General features: G+C 49.8%; 14 protein-coding genes. 8 read left to right on the forward strand and 6 right to left on the reverse strand.

Translation table 11 applies throughout. The features are described from left to right. Window positions 1-15: 15 nt before the first annotated feature. Genes sixA through MK185_04925 form a run of 5 tightly spaced genes read right to left on the reverse strand, consistent with a single transcriptional unit; the run spans window position 16 to window position 3,530 of the window. A complete protein-coding gene (gene sixA / locus MK185_04905) occupies window positions 16-495 on the reverse strand; it encodes a phosphohistidine phosphatase SixA (protein ID MCH2039949.1) in 480 nt (159 codons plus the stop codon). Window positions 496-500: 5 nt separating this feature from the next. Then, window positions 501-779 (reverse strand): DUF4389 domain-containing protein, encoded by a 279-nt coding sequence (locus MK185_04910; GenBank protein MCH2039950.1) that lies wholly within the window; start codon window positions 777-779, stop codon window positions 501-503. 41 nt (window positions 780-820) lie between these two features. After that, entirely contained in the window at window positions 821-1,846 is a 1,026-nt protein-coding gene (locus MK185_04915; GenBank protein ID MCH2039951.1) for an NAD(P)H-dependent glycerol-3-phosphate dehydrogenase, read from the reverse strand. Window positions 1,847-1,866: 20 nt separating this feature from the next. After that, window positions 1,867-2,361: an STAS domain-containing protein gene (locus MK185_04920; protein MCH2039952.1), complete on the reverse strand. Its 495-nt coding sequence runs from the start codon at window positions 2,359-2,361 to the stop codon at window positions 1,867-1,869. Continuing rightward, the gene (locus tag MK185_04925; protein MCH2039953.1) at window positions 2,358-3,530 is read right to left on the reverse strand and encodes a SpoIIE family protein phosphatase; all 1,173 of its coding nucleotides are present in this window, start codon (window positions 3,528-3,530) and stop codon (window positions 2,358-2,360) included. Before MK185_04925 ends, MK185_04920 begins: the two co-directional genes overlap by 4 nt. 221 nt (window positions 3,531-3,751) lie before the next feature. Here MK185_04925 and MK185_04930 point away from each other — a divergent pair, with 221 nt between their 5' ends. Beyond that, the gene (locus MK185_04930; GenBank protein ID MCH2039954.1) at window positions 3,752-4,054 is read left to right on the forward strand and encodes a PilZ domain-containing protein; all 303 of its coding nucleotides are present in this window, start codon (window positions 3,752-3,754) and stop codon (window positions 4,052-4,054) included. 143 nt (window positions 4,055-4,197) lie between these two features. Here the strand turns inward: MK185_04930 and nfuA are convergent, their stop codons facing one another. Beyond that, window positions 4,198-4,788 carry a Fe-S biogenesis protein NfuA gene (gene nfuA, locus MK185_04935; protein ID MCH2039955.1) on the reverse strand — a complete coding sequence of 197 codons (591 nt, stop codon included), beginning with the start codon at window positions 4,786-4,788 and terminating at the stop codon, window positions 4,198-4,200. A gap of 378 nt (window positions 4,789-5,166) precedes the next feature. Between nfuA and metH the strand changes: the two genes are divergently transcribed. From metH to MK185_04970, 7 genes are all read left to right on the forward strand, one after another. Continuing rightward, window positions 5,167-8,838 (forward strand): methionine synthase, encoded by a 3,672-nt coding sequence (gene metH / locus MK185_04940; protein MCH2039956.1) that lies wholly within the window; start codon window positions 5,167-5,169, stop codon window positions 8,836-8,838. A 125-nt stretch (window positions 8,839-8,963) separates the two neighbouring features. Then, window positions 8,964-10,331: an MATE family efflux transporter gene (locus tag MK185_04945; GenBank protein MCH2039957.1), complete on the forward strand. Its 1,368-nt coding sequence runs from the start codon at window positions 8,964-8,966 to the stop codon at window positions 10,329-10,331. 57 nt (window positions 10,332-10,388) lie between these two features. Continuing rightward, window positions 10,389-11,177 (forward strand): hypothetical protein, encoded by a 789-nt coding sequence (locus MK185_04950; GenBank protein MCH2039958.1) that lies wholly within the window; start codon window positions 10,389-10,391, stop codon window positions 11,175-11,177. Between the two features lie 168 nt (window positions 11,178-11,345). Beyond that, window positions 11,346-13,007, forward strand: a complete 1,662-nt coding sequence (locus MK185_04955) for a nitrite/sulfite reductase (GenBank protein MCH2039959.1) — start codon at window positions 11,346-11,348, stop codon at window positions 13,005-13,007. Beyond that, a complete protein-coding gene (locus tag MK185_04960) occupies window positions 12,991-13,494 on the forward strand; it encodes a DUF934 domain-containing protein (protein ID MCH2039960.1) in 504 nt (167 codons plus the stop codon). Before MK185_04955 ends, MK185_04960 begins: the two co-directional genes overlap by 17 nt. Before the next feature lie 142 nt (window positions 13,495-13,636). Beyond that, entirely contained in the window at window positions 13,637-14,797 is a 1,161-nt protein-coding gene (locus tag MK185_04965) for a cation:proton antiporter (GenBank protein ID MCH2039961.1), read from the forward strand. 60 nt (window positions 14,798-14,857) lie between these two features. Next, window positions 14,858-16,732: a methyl-accepting chemotaxis protein gene (locus tag MK185_04970; GenBank protein ID MCH2039962.1), complete on the forward strand. Its 1,875-nt coding sequence runs from the start codon at window positions 14,858-14,860 to the stop codon at window positions 16,730-16,732. The last annotated feature ends 13 nt before the right edge of the window (window positions 16,733-16,745 follow it).

A 16,745-nucleotide genomic window follows, 5' to 3' on the forward strand; every position in this document is an offset into this window, starting at 1 on the left:
CTGATCGACCCCGGATTAGTGCTTATCGAGTGCCGGATACCATAGGGATGCAACCGACATACAGCCAGAGGCGGCAATATCACCTTCCAACACCCAGCATTCGGCCGGCGACCACGGCTGATCATAAATTTGTCCATCGACCAGCTGAGCCGCCAGTCGACCCACGAGCGGCAAATGTGAAACCAACACAATATCCGTTTGCTCTGTCGCCAGTTGTTCGACCAGCCGCTCTAACCTTCCGTGCGGCACGATCTCTTCGTATTCCTTTAGCGGCAAAGACGTTGCAAACGCGATTGCCTCCGCTGTCTGGCGAGCCCTGAGGTAAGGACTGGCATAGATCGTGGCACCAGCCGACAGGTTGCCATCCGCCAACATTTCAGCCAGCCAACGGCCAGCACCCTGTGCTTCTCTCAGGCCCTTATCGGTCAGCTGACGTAACGGATCTTCATCCGCACCAATTTCAGCAGTTCCATGTCGAACAATACAAAGCCTCATGATCGCTAGACCCTGGATTCAGGCCAATCCTGAAATGGATATGGCTTATCTTCGGTCGCTCCGGACAGGTATTGCACGATCTGACCGATATACGCTCCAAGGCTGTCACCAAACTGCGCCAGAGCCGGATTAACATCACCGGTCAATAACCGAAAGCCCCACTGCGCTGCACCCAAAACCAAAATCACCAGGTCGAGAATGCGGTAAACTACAAAAAAACCGACCAAATAAATTGTTTTAAGCCAAAAGGCATCCGAAGTTACATTATCTTTCAGATCACTCATTTCAATCTCTCAAGCTAGGTAAAATTCAAAAAAAGCACAAACTAAATTTCGCTGCGCGGCAAGGCAAACTCAACATCCGAAGCGTGCTCTCCAGCCATTAAGCCCTGAGCGACCAATCTTGGGTCAGCGCCGTTGAACAGAACCTCATTCGCTCCCATCACCAAAGGCATATAAATATCCAGTTCAGCGGCTTTTGCCCGGACATAGCGCAGCGTGTTGACACCCTCTGCCACTTCGCCCAGAGATTCAATCGCTTCATCCAGAGTCTTGCCTTCTCCGATGGCAAATCCGACCCGATAGTTGCGACTGAGTGGCGAGCTACAGGTTACTACCAGATCACCAACACCAGCCAGGCCAAGGAACGTTAATGGGTTGGCACCAAGTGCCACAGCAAAACGGCTCATTTCGGCCAGGGAACGAGTAATAATCATGCTGCGGGAGTTTTCGCCCATGCCAAGCGCGGCGACAAACCCCGACACAATGGCATATATATTTTTCAGAGCACCACTCAATTCAACGCCATAGAGGTCATCTGAAGCATAAACACGAAAGTAAGAACAGCTCAAACCTGACTGAACATTCCGACGTAAATCACTGTTTTTACTAGCAATAACAGTCGCCGCCAGCTCTCTTCGAGCGATTTCTTTAGCCAGATTCGGACCAGACAGAACGCCTACCGGATTATCAGGACAGAGGTCCGACAACACCTGACTCATCAGCAGAAAGTTTTCCTGCTCAATTCCTTTTGTGGTGCTCACCAGTGCCTGATGAGGTTTCAGTCTTGCTGCAAAAGTAGAGACCACTTCGCGCACTGAACGACTCGGCACAGAAACGAAAATCACATCAGCGTCTTCAATCACGGCAAAAAGATCCGTACTGGCTGTTAGCGCCGGATTTAGCTCGGTACCTGGCAAATACTTAGGATTGAGATGCTGCTCGTTAATGGCATCAGCAATGGCGGCATCCCGGAGCCATTGCACGGTTTGAATATCATTATCTGCAAGGATATTAGCGACAACAGTACCAAAACTGCCCCCGCCAATAACCGCGGCCTTATTAAAATTCACACATCCCCCTATCGGGTGCTTCAGCAGTTGTGACGATCAGACTCTAAACAGTCCACCAGTTCTCTAAATACGTCCTTATTTTTGTCATTCAACCCCATCAGTACTTTATGAGCGGCAATTACCTGCTCCCGGGCTTCATCTTCGGTAACAGAATCCGCAACCCACTGACAAAAATCGGCCGGATCTTCGAACGGTTCATCAATAATATGGAAAACCTGATCAAACCCCATACTTAATAAGATACGCGTAATACCTGGGTTTGGGCTGGAAATGGTGGGCGTGATCGCAAAACGATCCCGGCATAAGATAGAAATTTTAGCGATCTGCCCTAATGTTGTGCTGTCTACACCTTCAGCCAGCGACAAATCAATCACTACATTAGTAAAGTCAGGGCGCTCAAGAATATCGTCGAGATATTTCTCCAGCGCTGAACACAAATTCAGACGGACATCGCCTCGCAAGCGGATAATATGCGTGCCGTTATGAAAGGCGACCAATACTTCACCTGATGTCATACGGAACCTCGAGCTATCGATACCATGGCAATATCGTCCGGAACTTCAGCTCCGGCCCGAACACCCAACGCTTCAGCAAGGCGCTCGATATTACCCTGACTCTCTATCGCCGTAGCTAACAGAGCGTCCTCTTTTTCATTCAAGGTTGATTCTGGCATGATTTCCAGTATTCCATCGGAAAACATTAGTAAAGAAAAGTTCTCGGGCAACGTCATTGTGTATTCCTGATAGCTGGCCTCCGGGAATAACCCAACCGGCATCGCGCGCCCTTCCAAATAACTGGCGCGATTTTCAGCAAGCATAATCGGCATCGGAAAATGACCGCCGACACTATACAACAACTGGTTCGTTTTAACGCACAAGACGCCATAAAACATGGTCAGATGCTTATCCAGTTCCGAGGCATGAAGCTCAGAATTAACCCGCGACAGCACTTGAGCCGGGTGCAATACGTCGGCACTGGAGCCACGTTTGTAATTGCGCTTCAGGCGATAGGTCAGATTTTTCAGCAACACGGTGACAAACGCCGAAGAGGCCCCGTGTCCTGACACATCAGCGATGTAAAATACAAGCCGATCATCATCAAGTTCGAAGTAGTCGAGAAAGTCACCGCTGAGCATAAGCGAGGGAGTAACGGAATGACGACAGCGAATTTGTTTGAAGTCGAGCGGTTCCGGCAACATACGCAACTGCGCCTGACGCCCGGCTAACTGATCATTGCGCAGCTCATCCAAGCCGCGCTGGAGCTCGGTATTGGTCTTTTCAAGATACTCGCGGTACGCGCTGTTTTCTTCTTCCAACTGAGCACGCTGAAGCGCTTTTGTCAGTGAATGATGCAATACTTCGAGGTCGATGATCGGTTTCACCAGATAATCGTCTGCGCCGAACCGTAAAGCTTGTACCACATCATCCATAACACCCGCTCCTGAAACGACAATAACGGGCAACAATGGACGGCGCGCCTTTATCACCTGCAGCAGCTCTATACCGCCAACACCGGGCATCTTAAGGTCGCAAATGACGGCATCGACACGGTGCTCATCCAGCACGACAAGACCGGCAGACGCAGAATCAGCAGTCAACATTGAAAAGTTGCAGTCATCAAGGTAAGCCGCAATGCTATCGCGAACTAATGAGTCGTCATCAATGACCAGCACGGCTGTGGCCATTTACGCCTCCCATCATTGTTAGGAGTGGCGAACGTTACCGCCATATCACGGGGGTTGCAATCCCGAGTGGTAAATTTGTGGTTCAGGTATTTAGAATTTTAATTACCGAACTTTCCTGACTATCATTGGTACTGTGCAGCACCAGCATTGTGTCGGCACAGGTTATGCTGAATTATCGAAAAACAATAATCAGAAACGGTAGGTCATCCAAGGAGAATCTCATGTCAAATCTGGCTCGGAATTTCGACGAAAAACGGGACTACATTCGCATGCAGGTGGACACAAAAGCCACGCTCACGCTAAGCACAGGACAGAGTTATCAGGTTACATGCATTGACCTGAGCTCCAGCGGCGTTCAGCTGAAAAGCCAGGAGCCAATTCCAGCTAACTCGGCCGGCGAACTGAAAGTACAAAGCGGTGGTGGCTCAACACCGCCGCTGCATGCCAGAGTTTCGACTTGTCGTGTACAGGCACTGGACGGTGGCGACTATCGGATTGGCTTGAGTATTGACTCGTTCATCTGAGTGAGAAAGCCGGAGACACATTCCGGCTTCAAAACAACCCCGTTGCCCGGTATAACGTCAATCAGTGTGGCGGGATGTTACCCAAATGGTAACTCAATGATATGAAGTAGCTATACAGAACCGCAGAGTCTCACAGGCAACCATCATTTAAAATAAGCGTTGTCTGACTGAGTGTGATCCGTTTCGTCACGTACACCAGTGACTTCGGGAATCTTGGCGACCAAACTGGCCTCAACGCCATCTTTCAAGGTCATATCAACAGCGCTACAACCCTGACAACCGCCACCGAATTTCAATACGGCGATACCTTCTTCGGTCAGATCAACCAGACTGACTTCCCCACCATGAGCCGCCAGCCCCGGATTGATTTCGGTATACAGAAGGTAGTTAATGCGCTCCTCCACCGGACTGTCAGCATTTACCTTGGGCATCTTGGCATTTGGCGCCTTGATCGTCAGCTGACCTCCCATCCGGTCTTTGGCAAAGTCGATCTTAGACTCGTCCAGGTAGGGAATACTCATCGCTTCGACATAAACGCGCAGCTTTTCCATTTGCTGCAGTTCATCATTAGGACTGACTTCTTCAGGACGACAATACGCAAGGCAAGTTTCTGCATACTTGGTGCCCGGCTGCGTGATAAAGATGCGCACGGCCATACCTTCGGTATTTTGCTTTTCCAGCAATTCCGCCAGATAAGTTTCAGCATCCGGAGTTATATTTACGTAAGTCGTCATCATCTTCACCTCAATCAAGTGGCGCCATATTACCTAATAGTACCGTCTGACGAAACACCCAGACATAGCTGGCTGGCAAGATAGATTGTTGCATTTGAGCTGAGCAACGCGGCCAGAAAACTCGGATTAGTGCTGAAATTTTTTCAACTTAAATCACGCTTTCCTCATAGATAGCTCAGCAACACCATGAAACCGCCATTTTGATGCACTCAGACCGCTTGAATAATATAGGGCGTGAGTGTGAAGCATCACATCGCTTTGCTACAATGCCGCGCCATTTTTCCGTCCACAGCCACAGGTTTTACCATGACTGACAACCAGACCAGCCATAACTTAACTGAGTTACGCCAACAACGTATTGCACAGTTAAAAGCCAATATGGAACAACGCATCCATATACTGGACGGTGGTATGGGAACCCTGATTCAATCTCATCAGCTGGAAGAGCCGGATTACCGTGGCGAGCGTTTCGCTGATTTAGTGCAGGAGGTGAAAGGTAATAATGACTTACTGGTAATTACCCAACCTGAAATTATTGCTGGCATTCACCGCCAATACTTCATGGCGGGTGCTGACATTGTTGAAACCAACACATTTAACTCCACTCGCGTTTCTCAAGCCGATTACCAACTCGAAGCACTGGTGCCAGAACTGAACACCGCTGCAGCCGCTTTGGCTCGCAAGGTCGCTGACGAAGTTGAGGCTGAGACAGGCATCCCGCGCTACGTTGCAGGCGTACTTGGCCCAACCAGCAAAACCGCATCCATTAGTCCCGACGTAAACGACCCAGGCTACCGCAACATCACTTTTGACCAGCTGGTAGAGGAATATATTGAAGCCACTGAAAGCCTGATGGATGGCGGCGCCGATATTATTCTTATTGAAACGGTGTTCGACACCCTGAACGCGAAAGCGGCTATTTTCGCGGTACAGGAGGCATTCGAGCGGAAAGGCGAAGAACTGCCAATTATGATCTCTGGCACCATTACTGATGCTTCCGGGCGAACACTATCTGGTCAAACGGCGGAAGCATTCTGGAACTCAGTTGCCCACGCCCGGCCTTTATCCGTCGGCCTGAACTGTGCTCTGGGGGCAGAGGAACTGCGTCCTCATATTGAAGAACTGTCAAATAAGGTGTCAACCTTTGTTTCTGCTCACCCGAATGCCGGCCTGCCGAACGAGTTCGGTGAGTACGATCAATCGCCGGATGAAATGGCGGTGATTGTTGAAGAATTTGCTGCCAGCGGTTTCCTGAACATTGTTGGGGGCTGTTGCGGCACCACTCCGCAACATATTGAAGCAGTGGCGAAGGCAGTGGCCAAACACCCTGCCCGGAAAATTCCTGAGATAAAGCGCGCTTGCCGTCTGTCTGGGCTGGAGCCTTTCAACTTCGATGAAGACAGCTTGTTCGTCAATGTCGGCGAACGTGCCAACGTCACTGGCTCCGCTCGATTTAAGCGTCTGATCAAAGAGGAAGCTTACGACGAAGCACTGGAAGTCGCACGAGTACAAGTAGAAAACGGCGCCCAGATTATCGACATTAATATGGACGAAGGCATGTTGGACTCTGAGGCCGCCATGGTACGCTACCTCAACCTGATTGCCTCGGAGCCGGATATATCCCGTGTACCGATCATGGTTGACTCCTCCAAATGGGAGATCATTGAAGCCGGTTTAAAATGCATTCAGGGCAAGGCGGTGGTGAACTCAATTTCCCTGAAAGAAGGTGAAGACGAGTTTATCGAAAAGGCCAAGCGCTGTATGCGCTTTGGCGCTGCGGTTGTGGTAATGGCATTTGACGAAGCCGGCCAGGCCGATACCGTCGCCCGCAAAAATGAAATCTGTGAACGCTCTTACCGGGTACTGGTTGATAAAGTTGGCTTCCCGGCGGAAGACATTATCTTCGACCCGAATATCTTTGCGGTTGCCACCGGCATCGAAGAACACAACAATTACGCCGTTGATTTTATCGACAGCTGTGAATTCATAACCAGCAACCTTCCCTACGCAAAAATCTCGGGTGGTGTGAGTAACGTGTCGTTCTCGTTCCGCGGCAACGAGCCAGTTCGTGAAGCGATCCACTCGGTATTTCTTTATTACGCCATCAAGAATGGCATGAGCATGGGCATCGTTAACGCCGGTCAGTTGGCTGTATACGACGACCTACCGGCAGAATTAAAAGATCGTGTTGAAGATGTGATCCTAAACAAACACGAAGATGGCACCGATCGACTTCTCGAAATTGCTGAAAAGTACCGTGGCGATGGCGCCGTTCAGGAAAAAGAAAACGAAGCCTGGCGCGAGCTGCCAGTTCGTGAACGTCTGACCCATGCGCTTGTTAAGGGCATCAACACCTTTGTCGAGGAGGATACTGAAGAAGCACGTCAGATGTTCGACCGCCCAATTGAGGTGATCGAAGGCCCATTAATGGATGGTATGAACGTCGTAGGTGACCTGTTTGGTTCCGGCAAAATGTTCTTGCCCCAGGTGGTGAAAAGCGCCCGGGTAATGAAACAAGCCGTGGCCTATCTTCTGCCGTTCATTGAAAAAGAAAAAGGCGGTGAAGTGCAAACTCAGGGCAAGATCCTGATGGCAACCGTCAAAGGTGACGTCCACGATATCGGCAAAAACATTGTTGGCGTAGTTCTGCAATGTAATAACTTTGAGGTGATTGACCTCGGCGTGATGGTACCGGCAGAAAAAATCCTGAAAGTTGCTAAAGAAGAAAACTGCGACATCATTGGTCTGTCTGGCCTGATCACACCATCTTTAGACGAAATGGTGCACGTAGCCCGGGAAATGCAACGCCTTGATTTCCACCTGCCGCTGCTGATTGGCGGTGCGACCACCTCCAAAGCCCACACAGCAGTAAAAATTGAGCCGCAGTACCAGCATGACATAGCAACCTACGTTGCCGATGCTTCGCGGGCCGTTGGTGTTGCCCAAAAACTGGTTAATCCGCAAGACAAGGCCGAGTTCATCAGCGAGAGACGCGCGGAATATGAAAAAGTGCGCGAACGCAGTGCCAATCGAAAGTCCAAAGCACTGCTGACTTACAATGATGCCGTTGCGAATGGTTTCCAGGCAAACTGGCGTAGCCCGGATAACCCGGAGGGTTATGTTCCACCCAGACCGAACAGCCTGGGCATCACGGTCTATGAAGATTTCGATTTGGCCGAACTGGTAAATTACATCGACTGGACGCCGTTTTTTATATCCTGGGAGCTGGCGGGTAAATTCCCACGCATTCTGGAAGACGAAGTTGTCGGCGAAGCGGCCACCAACCTCTATAAAGATGCACAAGCAATGCTGAAACGCATCGTTAACGAGAAGCTATTTGTCGCCAAGGGAGTCGTAGGGTTCTGGCCCGCTCAGCGCCGGGGCTCCGACGACATCGTTGTCTTCAGTGCCGAGGAAGGTCGCAGCGATGAGGAAATCGCACTGCTGCACCACTTGCGCCAGCAAACCGACAAACCGAACGACCAACCCAATTTCTCTCTCGCCGATTTCGTTGCGCCGGAAGGCACGGTTACTGACTACTTGGGCGCCTTTGTAGTCACTGCAGGACTGGAAACGGAAGAATTGGCAAAGGATTATGATAGCCAACACGATGACTACAACAGCATCATGATTAAGGCACTTGCCGATCGTCTCGCCGAAGCATTTGCAGAACGCATGCACGAGATTGTGCGAAAAGAGACGTGGGGGTATGCAGCCGATGAAAGTCTGGACAACGACGCTCTGATCAAAGAGTCCTATAAAGGAATCCGTCCTGCACCAGGCTACCCTGCCTGTCCGGACCATACCGAGAAAACGGCACTGTTTAAACTACTGGATGCCAGCGCCGCAACCGGCGTAACCCTAACAGAAAATTTTGCCATGTACCCTGCGGCGTCCGTCAGCGGTTGGTACTTCTCTCACCCGGAGGCCAAATATTTCGGTCTTGGTAAAATCGGTAAAGATCAGGTGGAAGACATCGCCCAACGCAAAGGATATGAACTGGAAACAATGGAACGCTGGTTGTCACCAAACTTGAGCTACGACCGCTAGCCGCCAAACTCATTAACATACCGCCTTAAAAGACTGATAAGATGCCCAACGTTTTCAATACGTTGCGCTTTTATCGGTCTTTTTCGTTTCAATGGCTGCTGCAACGCTTTTTTCGAGCTTAATTCATGCCCGGTTTTTCTCGGTTTTTTGCAAGACTTCTCCATATTGAAGCCGACCGCTTGCAGCGCATTCTGATTATCGGCGTGCCAATCATTGGCGGAATGCTTTCCCAGAGCCTGATCAATCTGGTCGATGCTGCCATGGTTGGTCGTCTTGGAGATGTCGCACTCGCTGGTGTCGGCGTCGGCAGTTACGCCAGTTTTATTGTGGTCTCCAGCGTGATGGGCTTATCGTCTGGGGTTCAGGCGCTGGTGGCACGACGCTTTGGTGCCGGGCAACACTCCCTGCTGTCAGAACCACTATTGGCAGGCCTGTCGCTGGCATTCCTGCTGGGCATCCCGCTGACTCTACTTTTTTACCTCGGCGCACCCTACTTTATCCCACTGTTCAACGACTCCAGCGATGTTGCCGCTATATCAATTCCTTACTTTGAATGGCGTACGCTGGCTGCCGCATTTATTGGTATGAACTTCGTATTCCGTGGCTTCTGGAGTGGTGTCGGTGACTCCAAGACCTATCTCAAAGTGCTGCTGATGATGCACTTGGCCAATGTGCTGCTCAGCTATCTGTTTATTTTTGGAATTCCGGAGATTGGCGTTTATGGCTATGGCGCCGTGGGTTCGGGAATGGGAACAGCCGCTTCCATGGTGCTTGGGACTCTTGTCTATTTCTGGCTCACATTTAAACGCCAGATTGGTCGTCTGCCGTCGCTGGAGTTACCAAACCGCTCCACTATTGTTTCGGTTGCGCAACTGGCGATTCCCAATTCTGCGCAGCAGGTTCTGTTTGCTGCAGGCACCAGTGTGATGTTCTGGATCATCGGCCAGATTGGTACCCAAGAACAAGCCGTTGGGCATATTCTCATAAGTCTTGCATTGCTGCTTATTCTTCCTGCTGTGGGGCTTGGTATCGCATCAACCAGTTTGGTTGGTCAGGCCCTGGGGCGAGAAGACAAAGACGATGCTTATCAATGGGGCTGGGAGGTGGTGCGTGTTGCAGCCCTGATTATGGCCCTGGCAGGCTTGCCACTGTGGCTATTCCCGCAAGAAATATTACGGCTATTTACTCCGGATATTCATCTGATTGAACTCGGTACCTGGCCTCTCCGTATTTCCGGCATTGCCATCACGCTGGAAGTCACTGCCATGGTGCTGACTCAGGCATTATTGGGTGCAGGTGCCAGCAAACAAGTTCTGCGCATTAATTTGATTATGCAGTGGGCGGTCCTCCTGCCACTGGCTTATTTTGTCGGACCTTTGGCAGGCGCTGGCCTGACCGGCGTGTGGATTTTACAAGGCATACAACGTATTTCGTTATCTCTGATATATGGTGTAATGTGGCGCGGTAAGCAGTGGGCCGACATCAAAATCTGACTTCGCCACCCCCGCTTAGATTGCGTTTCGTTTTCTCTGCACCATCAGGAACCTGCCATGCCATCCTATCGGCCAATAACCGCACAAAACCCCTATCAAATGATGGAGCCGGTGATTGCCCACCGCGGTGCCAGTGGCGATGCTCCGGAAAACACAGCGGCTGCGATCAGCCTTGCAGCACAACAAGGGGCACATTGGCTCGAGGTAGACGCATCCATCAGTGCTGATGGTGTTGCCGTCATCTTTCACGACCCAGAACTGCAGCGATGTTCTGACGGCACAGGATATGTCGTGCAATCAAAACTGAGCGAATTAAAGAAGCTCGACTGTGGCAGTTGGTTCGCCCCCGAATTTAAAAACGAGCGTATCCTGACACTGGTTGAGCTATTGGTATTGTGCAATCAGTTCAGTCTCAATTTGAATCTCGAAGTGAAACCGACAATTGGCCGCGAAACCGAGACCGTCTGGGCAATTAAAACCGCTCTGCAACAAGTGCCACTTGAACAGCAGCTGTTATTAAGCAGCTTTAATCACTACGCCCTAAAAGCCTGTCTCGAATACCTTCCGGAAATACCCAGAGCGCTGAATGTTGATGCTATTCCCTACAACTGGCAAAAGCGTCTGGAAGAGTACGAGGCAACCGGCCTGCACTTTTCTGCCGACTTCTTCGACGAGAAGCTGGTAAAACAGCTTTCTGAGCACAATATCCCGATGGCCTGCTTCACCGTGAACTGCCCAGAGCAGGCTGAAAAGCTCTGGCGGGCAGGCGTCTTATCCGTTTTTTCCGATTATCCATATCGATTAATCCAGACAGCCCGAAAAGCCAAACCATGGCATAATCACTGAAATTGCAGCGTCCTTACCTACCCCGCAAGTTATACCCATTTGCTATTTCTATATAGATAAATATTCATTTTAAGAATATCGAAGCTTTGCTAAGGTGCGCGCTATAACCACAACAGGATTATTGGCTTTGTCCAGTAATCGGCTTGATTAGATTAGAAACGGATCACTATGTACGTTTACGATGAGTACGATCAGCAGCTGCTGAATGAGCGTGTCGCCCAGTTCCAGGGGCAGATGGACCGCTATCTTGCCGGCAAAATCCCGGAAGAAGAATTCCTCCCGTTGCGACTTCAGAACGGCATCTATGTGCAACGCTATGCCCCCATGCTGCGCGTTGCAATCCCATATGGACTGTTTAATTCAAAGCAGATGCGTGCTCTGGCGATGGTTGCCCGCGACTACGACAAAGGTTACGCCCATTTCAGTACTCGCCAAAACCTGCAATACAACTGGCCAGCACTGGAAAAATGCCCTGAAATTCTGGCAAAGCTGGCCGAAGTTCAGATGCATGCTGTGCAAACCAGCGGCAACTGTATCCGCAACACCACAACGGATGAGTACGCAGGCGTCATTAAAGAAGAGCTGGTGGACCCACGTCCATACTGTGAAATCATTCGTCAATGGTCTACTTTCCACCCTGAGTTTGCTTTCCTGCCACGTAAATTCAAGATCGCCGTCAATTCGGTGCCTGGTGAAGATCGTGCTGCAATTAAGGTGCATGATATCGGCGTGAATATCGTTAAAAACGACGTTGGAGAGATTGGTTACCGTATTCTGGTTGGTGGAGGCCTTGGCCGAACCCCGATTATTGGTACCGAAATCTGTGACTTCTTACCAGAAGAAGACTTACTGACCTATCTGGATGCCATTATCCGCGTCTACAACCAATTTGGTCGTCGTGATAACAAATACAAAGCCCGTATTAAGATTCTGGTGAAGGCTCTGGGAATCGAGCGGATGCGTGAGCTGGTCAATGAAGAATGGGATCGCATCAAAGACGGTGATGGCAAACTGCCTGCAGCAGAACTTGAACGGGTTAAGTCCCACTTCACCGAACCTGCTTATCAAACGCTGGAAGATAATCCAGTGGAATACCAACAGGCACTCGCCGAGAACGCACCATTTGCTCGTTGGGTACAGCGTAATGTGCGCGCTCACAAAAAATCTGGCTACGCGATCGTCACTCTGGCCCTCAAGCAAAAAGGGAATGCGCCGGGTGATGTCACAGCAGAGCAAATGGAAGATATTGCGGATCTGGCAGACAGCTACAGCTTTGGTGAAATTCGGTCTACCCATCAGCAAAACCTGGTACTTGCGGATGTTGAACAAAGCCAACTGTTCGCGCTATGGCAAGCTGCTAAATCCAAAGGACTGGCAACACCAACACTGGGGTTGCTGACTGATATGATCTGCTGCCCCGGTGGCGACTTCTGTGCTCTGGCTAATGCCAAGTCGATTCCAATCGCAGAAGATCTGCAAATTCGCTTCGACAATCTCGACTACCTTCACGATCTGGGCGAGATTGACCTGAACATTTCAGGCTGTATGAATGCCTGTGGTCACCACCATATCGGTAACATCGGCATTCTGGGTGTTGATAAAAAAGGCGAAGAGTTTTACCAGGTGTCGCTGGGCGGTAACGCCGGCGACGATTCATCGCTCGGCAAGATTTTAGGTCCATCCTTCTCTCGTGAAGCCATTCCGGACGTAATCACTAAAGTATTGGATCACTATGTAGACACGCGCTCTGAGGGTGAAAGCTTCCTCGAAGTATACCGTCGTCTTGGCCACAACACCTTTAAGGAGGCGGTATATGGAAAACCCGAATAATGCAAAGCTGATCAAAGACCGCCAATGGGTGGAAAATGATCAGTGGAAAGTGGTTGCAGATGACGAAATTTTGCAAGACTTTTCGATCATCAGCCTGACCCGCTGGTTAGAGAACAAAGATGAGTTACAGGCACAGGCGACTGCTGGAAAACTGGCGGTTCACCTGGCTGCCGGTGAAACTGCGGATCAACTGGCTGAAGACAGCCAGAGCTTTACGCTTATCACCATCGATTTCCCGAAATTCGCGGACGGTCGTGGCTACTCTGCAGCGCGACTGCTGCGCGAGCGCTATGGTTATGAAGGCGAACTCCGCGCATCCGGTGATGTGCTTATCGACCAGCTGTTCTTCATGCAGCGTTGTGGCTTCAGTAGCTACGAACTGCGCGGTGATCAGGACCTGGAGGATGCGATTGCAGCCTTTGGCACATTCAGCGTTTGCTATCAAAACGATGTTAATGACACCCGTCCGCTGTATCGTCGTCGCTAATCCTGAGTATCAGCGGTAGCGATACCGCTTAATCGAAAAAACCGCCGCCATGGCGGTTTTTTTGTTTTACCAGCAAGAAAAACTGCCTTCCTGTGTGCGATATCACTGGCGACAACAAACACCCTAACTTAAGCTTATGGCCATGGACCAAGATATCGTTTTCTCATTTTTTCTGGTGTTCTCCGGAGCAACCATTCTCGCCACCCTGGCTCTGTTTACACGACAGCCGGTTCTGATCGCTTATATTGCTCTCGGCGCCATTGTTGGACCGTTTGGTATGGGCTGGATAGAAAATCCGGAAAATCTGTCCGATATGGCGCATATCGGCATTATCTTCTTGCTGTTTTTATTGGGGTTGGACATGCAACCGTCCGCACTGGTCTCGGTTTTGCGCAAAGCGACTCTGGTGGCATTGGTGAGTTCCTTGGTTTTCTTTGCCTCGGGCTATGGTCTCACGCAGGCATTCGGATACAGCCAAATGGACAGCATTGTTATTGGACTGGCCATGATGTTTTCCTCCACCATCATTGGCTTAAAATTACTACCCACCACGGTTTTACACCATAAGCACATTGGCGAGCTGATGATTGGTTTACTTTTGATTCAGGATTTACTGGCAATCCTGGTGCTTATTTTTCTTGGTGTGATGGCCGGTGAAAGCAACATGCCTGTATGGCAACCGTTCATAGCATTACCGTTACTGGTCGCTGCTTGCTATCTGATGGTGAAATGCGTATTGCTCCCATTAATCACTCGCTTCGACCGCTATCAGGAATATCTGTTTATCCTCGCGATTGGCTGGTGCCTCGCCGTTGCCGAAGGTGCAAAAATTGTAGGTTTAACGCATGAAATTGGCGCTTTTATCGCAGGAGTCACATTGGCTACCAGCCCCATTGCTCAGTTTATTGCTATCAGCCTGAAACCACTACGCGACTTCTTTCTGGTTATGTTTTTCTTCGCATTAGGTGCCGGCCTAAACCTTGGACTGTTATCCAATGTGATTGTCCCCGCGGTTATCCTGGCAATCATCATACTGATGATAAAGCCGGTCACGTTTCGCTACTTGCTGGGTGGATTCAGCGAAAGACCGGCCCTCGCCTGGGATGTGGGCTTTCGCCTCGGACAAATCAGTGAATTCTCGTTACTGATAGGCTTTGTTGCGTTGCAAAGCCAGCTGTTAACCGAGCAGGCATCATCGCTGATCCAAGCAACTGCAATTATCACCTTTGCCGTCTCCAGCTACATAGTGGTGTTTAACTACCCTAACCCAATAGCGATAAAGGACGCGTTACGACGGGACTGATCTGCAGTTTCGCCGAGATTATCTATACTGCGGTTGTATCTATTAACGGCAGGTAGGGAAATGGTGTTTTTCAGCAATTTGTCAATTCGTAGCAAACATTTATTGATACTCGCGCTGGTTGTAACCGGACTGATTGTTACGGCCATATTCTCAGTCAATCGACTTTCCCATCTGGAATCTCTGCGCAAGATCACACTGATCCTGCAGCAGGTCAACAGTGACTTCAGCCAGTTGCAGCAAATCGAAAAGAACTTTTTGCTCTACAAGCAAGCGGCAGATATCGACAACTTCAGGGCCTCTGAAGATCAGCTGGAAATGAGCCTTGAATCCTTACACGCAACATTGGCTGATAACAATCTCGATGCAACTCTTGTAAGACCCGTTACCGAAGAGATACAGGACTACCGCACTCTGTTTGACGAGTTGACGACGACTCAGACCGATGTCGGCCTGACACCCAAAACAGGACTCTACGGATCATTACGCAATGCCGTACACGAAGTTGAAACACTGGCGAAAGCGCAACAGGAATATGAATTACTGTTTCATATGCTGATGTTACGACGTAATGAGAAAGATTTTATGCTCAGACGGGACATGAAATACCTGTCCAAATTCGATGCGAACATCGCTAAGTTTAATCAGACACTCTCTGCTCTTTTTTTGGTTTCAGAGCCTGAGATCAGGCAAAAGCTTGATAACTATCAACGTGATTTCAAAGCACTGGTTACCAAGGAGCAGCAAATTGGTCTGACGAACAGTGATGGCATTCTGGGTAGACTGCGCAATCAATCAGAAAAATCCAAAGCAACATTGAAGCATTTTGATGAAGTCATTAATGCCACTATCAGCACCGAAGTTTCTCAGGCTTCCTCAACTCTGATGGCACTGATCATCGCTATTATTCTTATAGTTGCAATATCGATTCTGCTGGTCTCTCGGGCCATCTATTTACCCGTCAGCAAAATAACGGAAAAGATTCACCGAATTGCTTCAACGCTGGATCTGAGCACCCCACTGCGATTTTCATCCAGAGACGAGGTTGGTAGCCTGGCAAAATCCTTTGACTCTCTGATGGGTAGTCTTAAAGAAACGATCACTCAGGTTCATGACACCTCTGACCACTTATCCGACTGCTCCTCTGAACTGGTCACCATGACACACAATGTCGGTAGTGCCAGCGAACAACAGCAGCATGAGATCGAGCAAGCCGTCATCGCAATCAATCAGATGACGGAGACCATTTCCAGTATTGCTGACAATGCGAATCTCGCCTCAGAAGCTGTGGGTAAAGTCTCTGGTGAAATCAACAGGGGGAAAGAAACAGCCGGTGCAGCCAGGAATGAAATCAGCCTGCTAAATAACGAAGTGTATGAAGCCAGCCAGGCGATTGAGGAATTACAGAAAAACAGCGAAAACATTGGAGAAATATTATCGACCATCAGTTCGATAGCCGAGCAAACCAACTTACTGGCATTGAATGCTGCCATTGAGGCAGCGCGCGCGGGAGAGCAAGGCAGAGGATTCGCTGTGGTCGCCGATGAAGTGCGCACGCTTGCGAGCCGAACTCAGGAATCGACGGAGTCCATTCGGGATAATATTGCTCAGTTTAAGCGAGGCACCGAAGAAGTCGTAAAAACTGTGTTGAGCTCCAGAGAGCGAGCACAATCGGGTATTACTAAAGTAGAGGAATCCGGTTCTATTCTGGATGCTATTTCTGAAAGCATTCAGAACATTAACGAGATGAATGCCCAGGTCGCCACAGCATCCAAAGAACAAGGGACAGCCTCGGAAGAAATACATCGCAACATTGCTGCAGTGAATGAGCTGTCACATCAATGCATCGCCCAGGCTCACTCAGCAGATTCTACCAGCCGCAACCTTAAGTCTCTGGGTAATGAATTGCGCACCCTGGTTAACAAGTTCACCCTTTAATCGGTGAATAAGT

The sequence above is a fragment of the Saccharospirillaceae bacterium genome, from assembly GCA_022448365.1.
Classification (GTDB): domain Bacteria; phylum Pseudomonadota; class Gammaproteobacteria; order Pseudomonadales; family Oceanobacteraceae; genus Bacterioplanoides.

Coding starts and splice junctions, on each gene's coding strand:
- sixA (MCH2039949.1), bottom strand. CDS start 495: ATGAGGCTTTGTATTGTTCGACATGGAACTGCTGAAATTGGTGCGGAT.
- MK185_04910 (MCH2039950.1), bottom strand. CDS start 779: ATGAGTGATCTGAAAGATAATGTAACTTCGGATGCCTTTTGGCTTAAA.
- MK185_04920 (MCH2039952.1), bottom strand. CDS start 2,361: ATGACATCAGGTGAAGTATTGGTCGCCTTTCATAACGGCACGCATATT.
- MK185_04925 (MCH2039953.1), bottom strand. CDS start 3,530: ATGGCCACAGCCGTGCTGGTCATTGATGACGACTCATTAGTTCGCGAT.
- MK185_04930 (MCH2039954.1), top strand. CDS start 3,752: ATGTCAAATCTGGCTCGGAATTTCGACGAAAAACGGGACTACATTCGC.
- nfuA (MCH2039955.1), bottom strand. CDS start 4,788: ATGACGACTTACGTAAATATAACTCCGGATGCTGAAACTTATCTGGCG.
- metH (MCH2039956.1), top strand. CDS start 5,167: ATGGAACAACGCATCCATATACTGGACGGTGGTATGGGAACCCTGATT.
- MK185_04945 (MCH2039957.1), top strand. CDS start 8,964: ATGCCCGGTTTTTCTCGGTTTTTTGCAAGACTTCTCCATATTGAAGCC.
- MK185_04950 (MCH2039958.1), top strand. CDS start 10,389: ATGCCATCCTATCGGCCAATAACCGCACAAAACCCCTATCAAATGATG.
- MK185_04955 (MCH2039959.1), top strand. CDS start 11,346: ATGTACGTTTACGATGAGTACGATCAGCAGCTGCTGAATGAGCGTGTC.
- MK185_04960 (MCH2039960.1), top strand. CDS start 12,991: ATGGAAAACCCGAATAATGCAAAGCTGATCAAAGACCGCCAATGGGTG.
- MK185_04965 (MCH2039961.1), top strand. CDS start 13,637: ATGGACCAAGATATCGTTTTCTCATTTTTTCTGGTGTTCTCCGGAGCA.
- MK185_04970 (MCH2039962.1), top strand. CDS start 14,858: ATGGTGTTTTTCAGCAATTTGTCAATTCGTAGCAAACATTTATTGATA.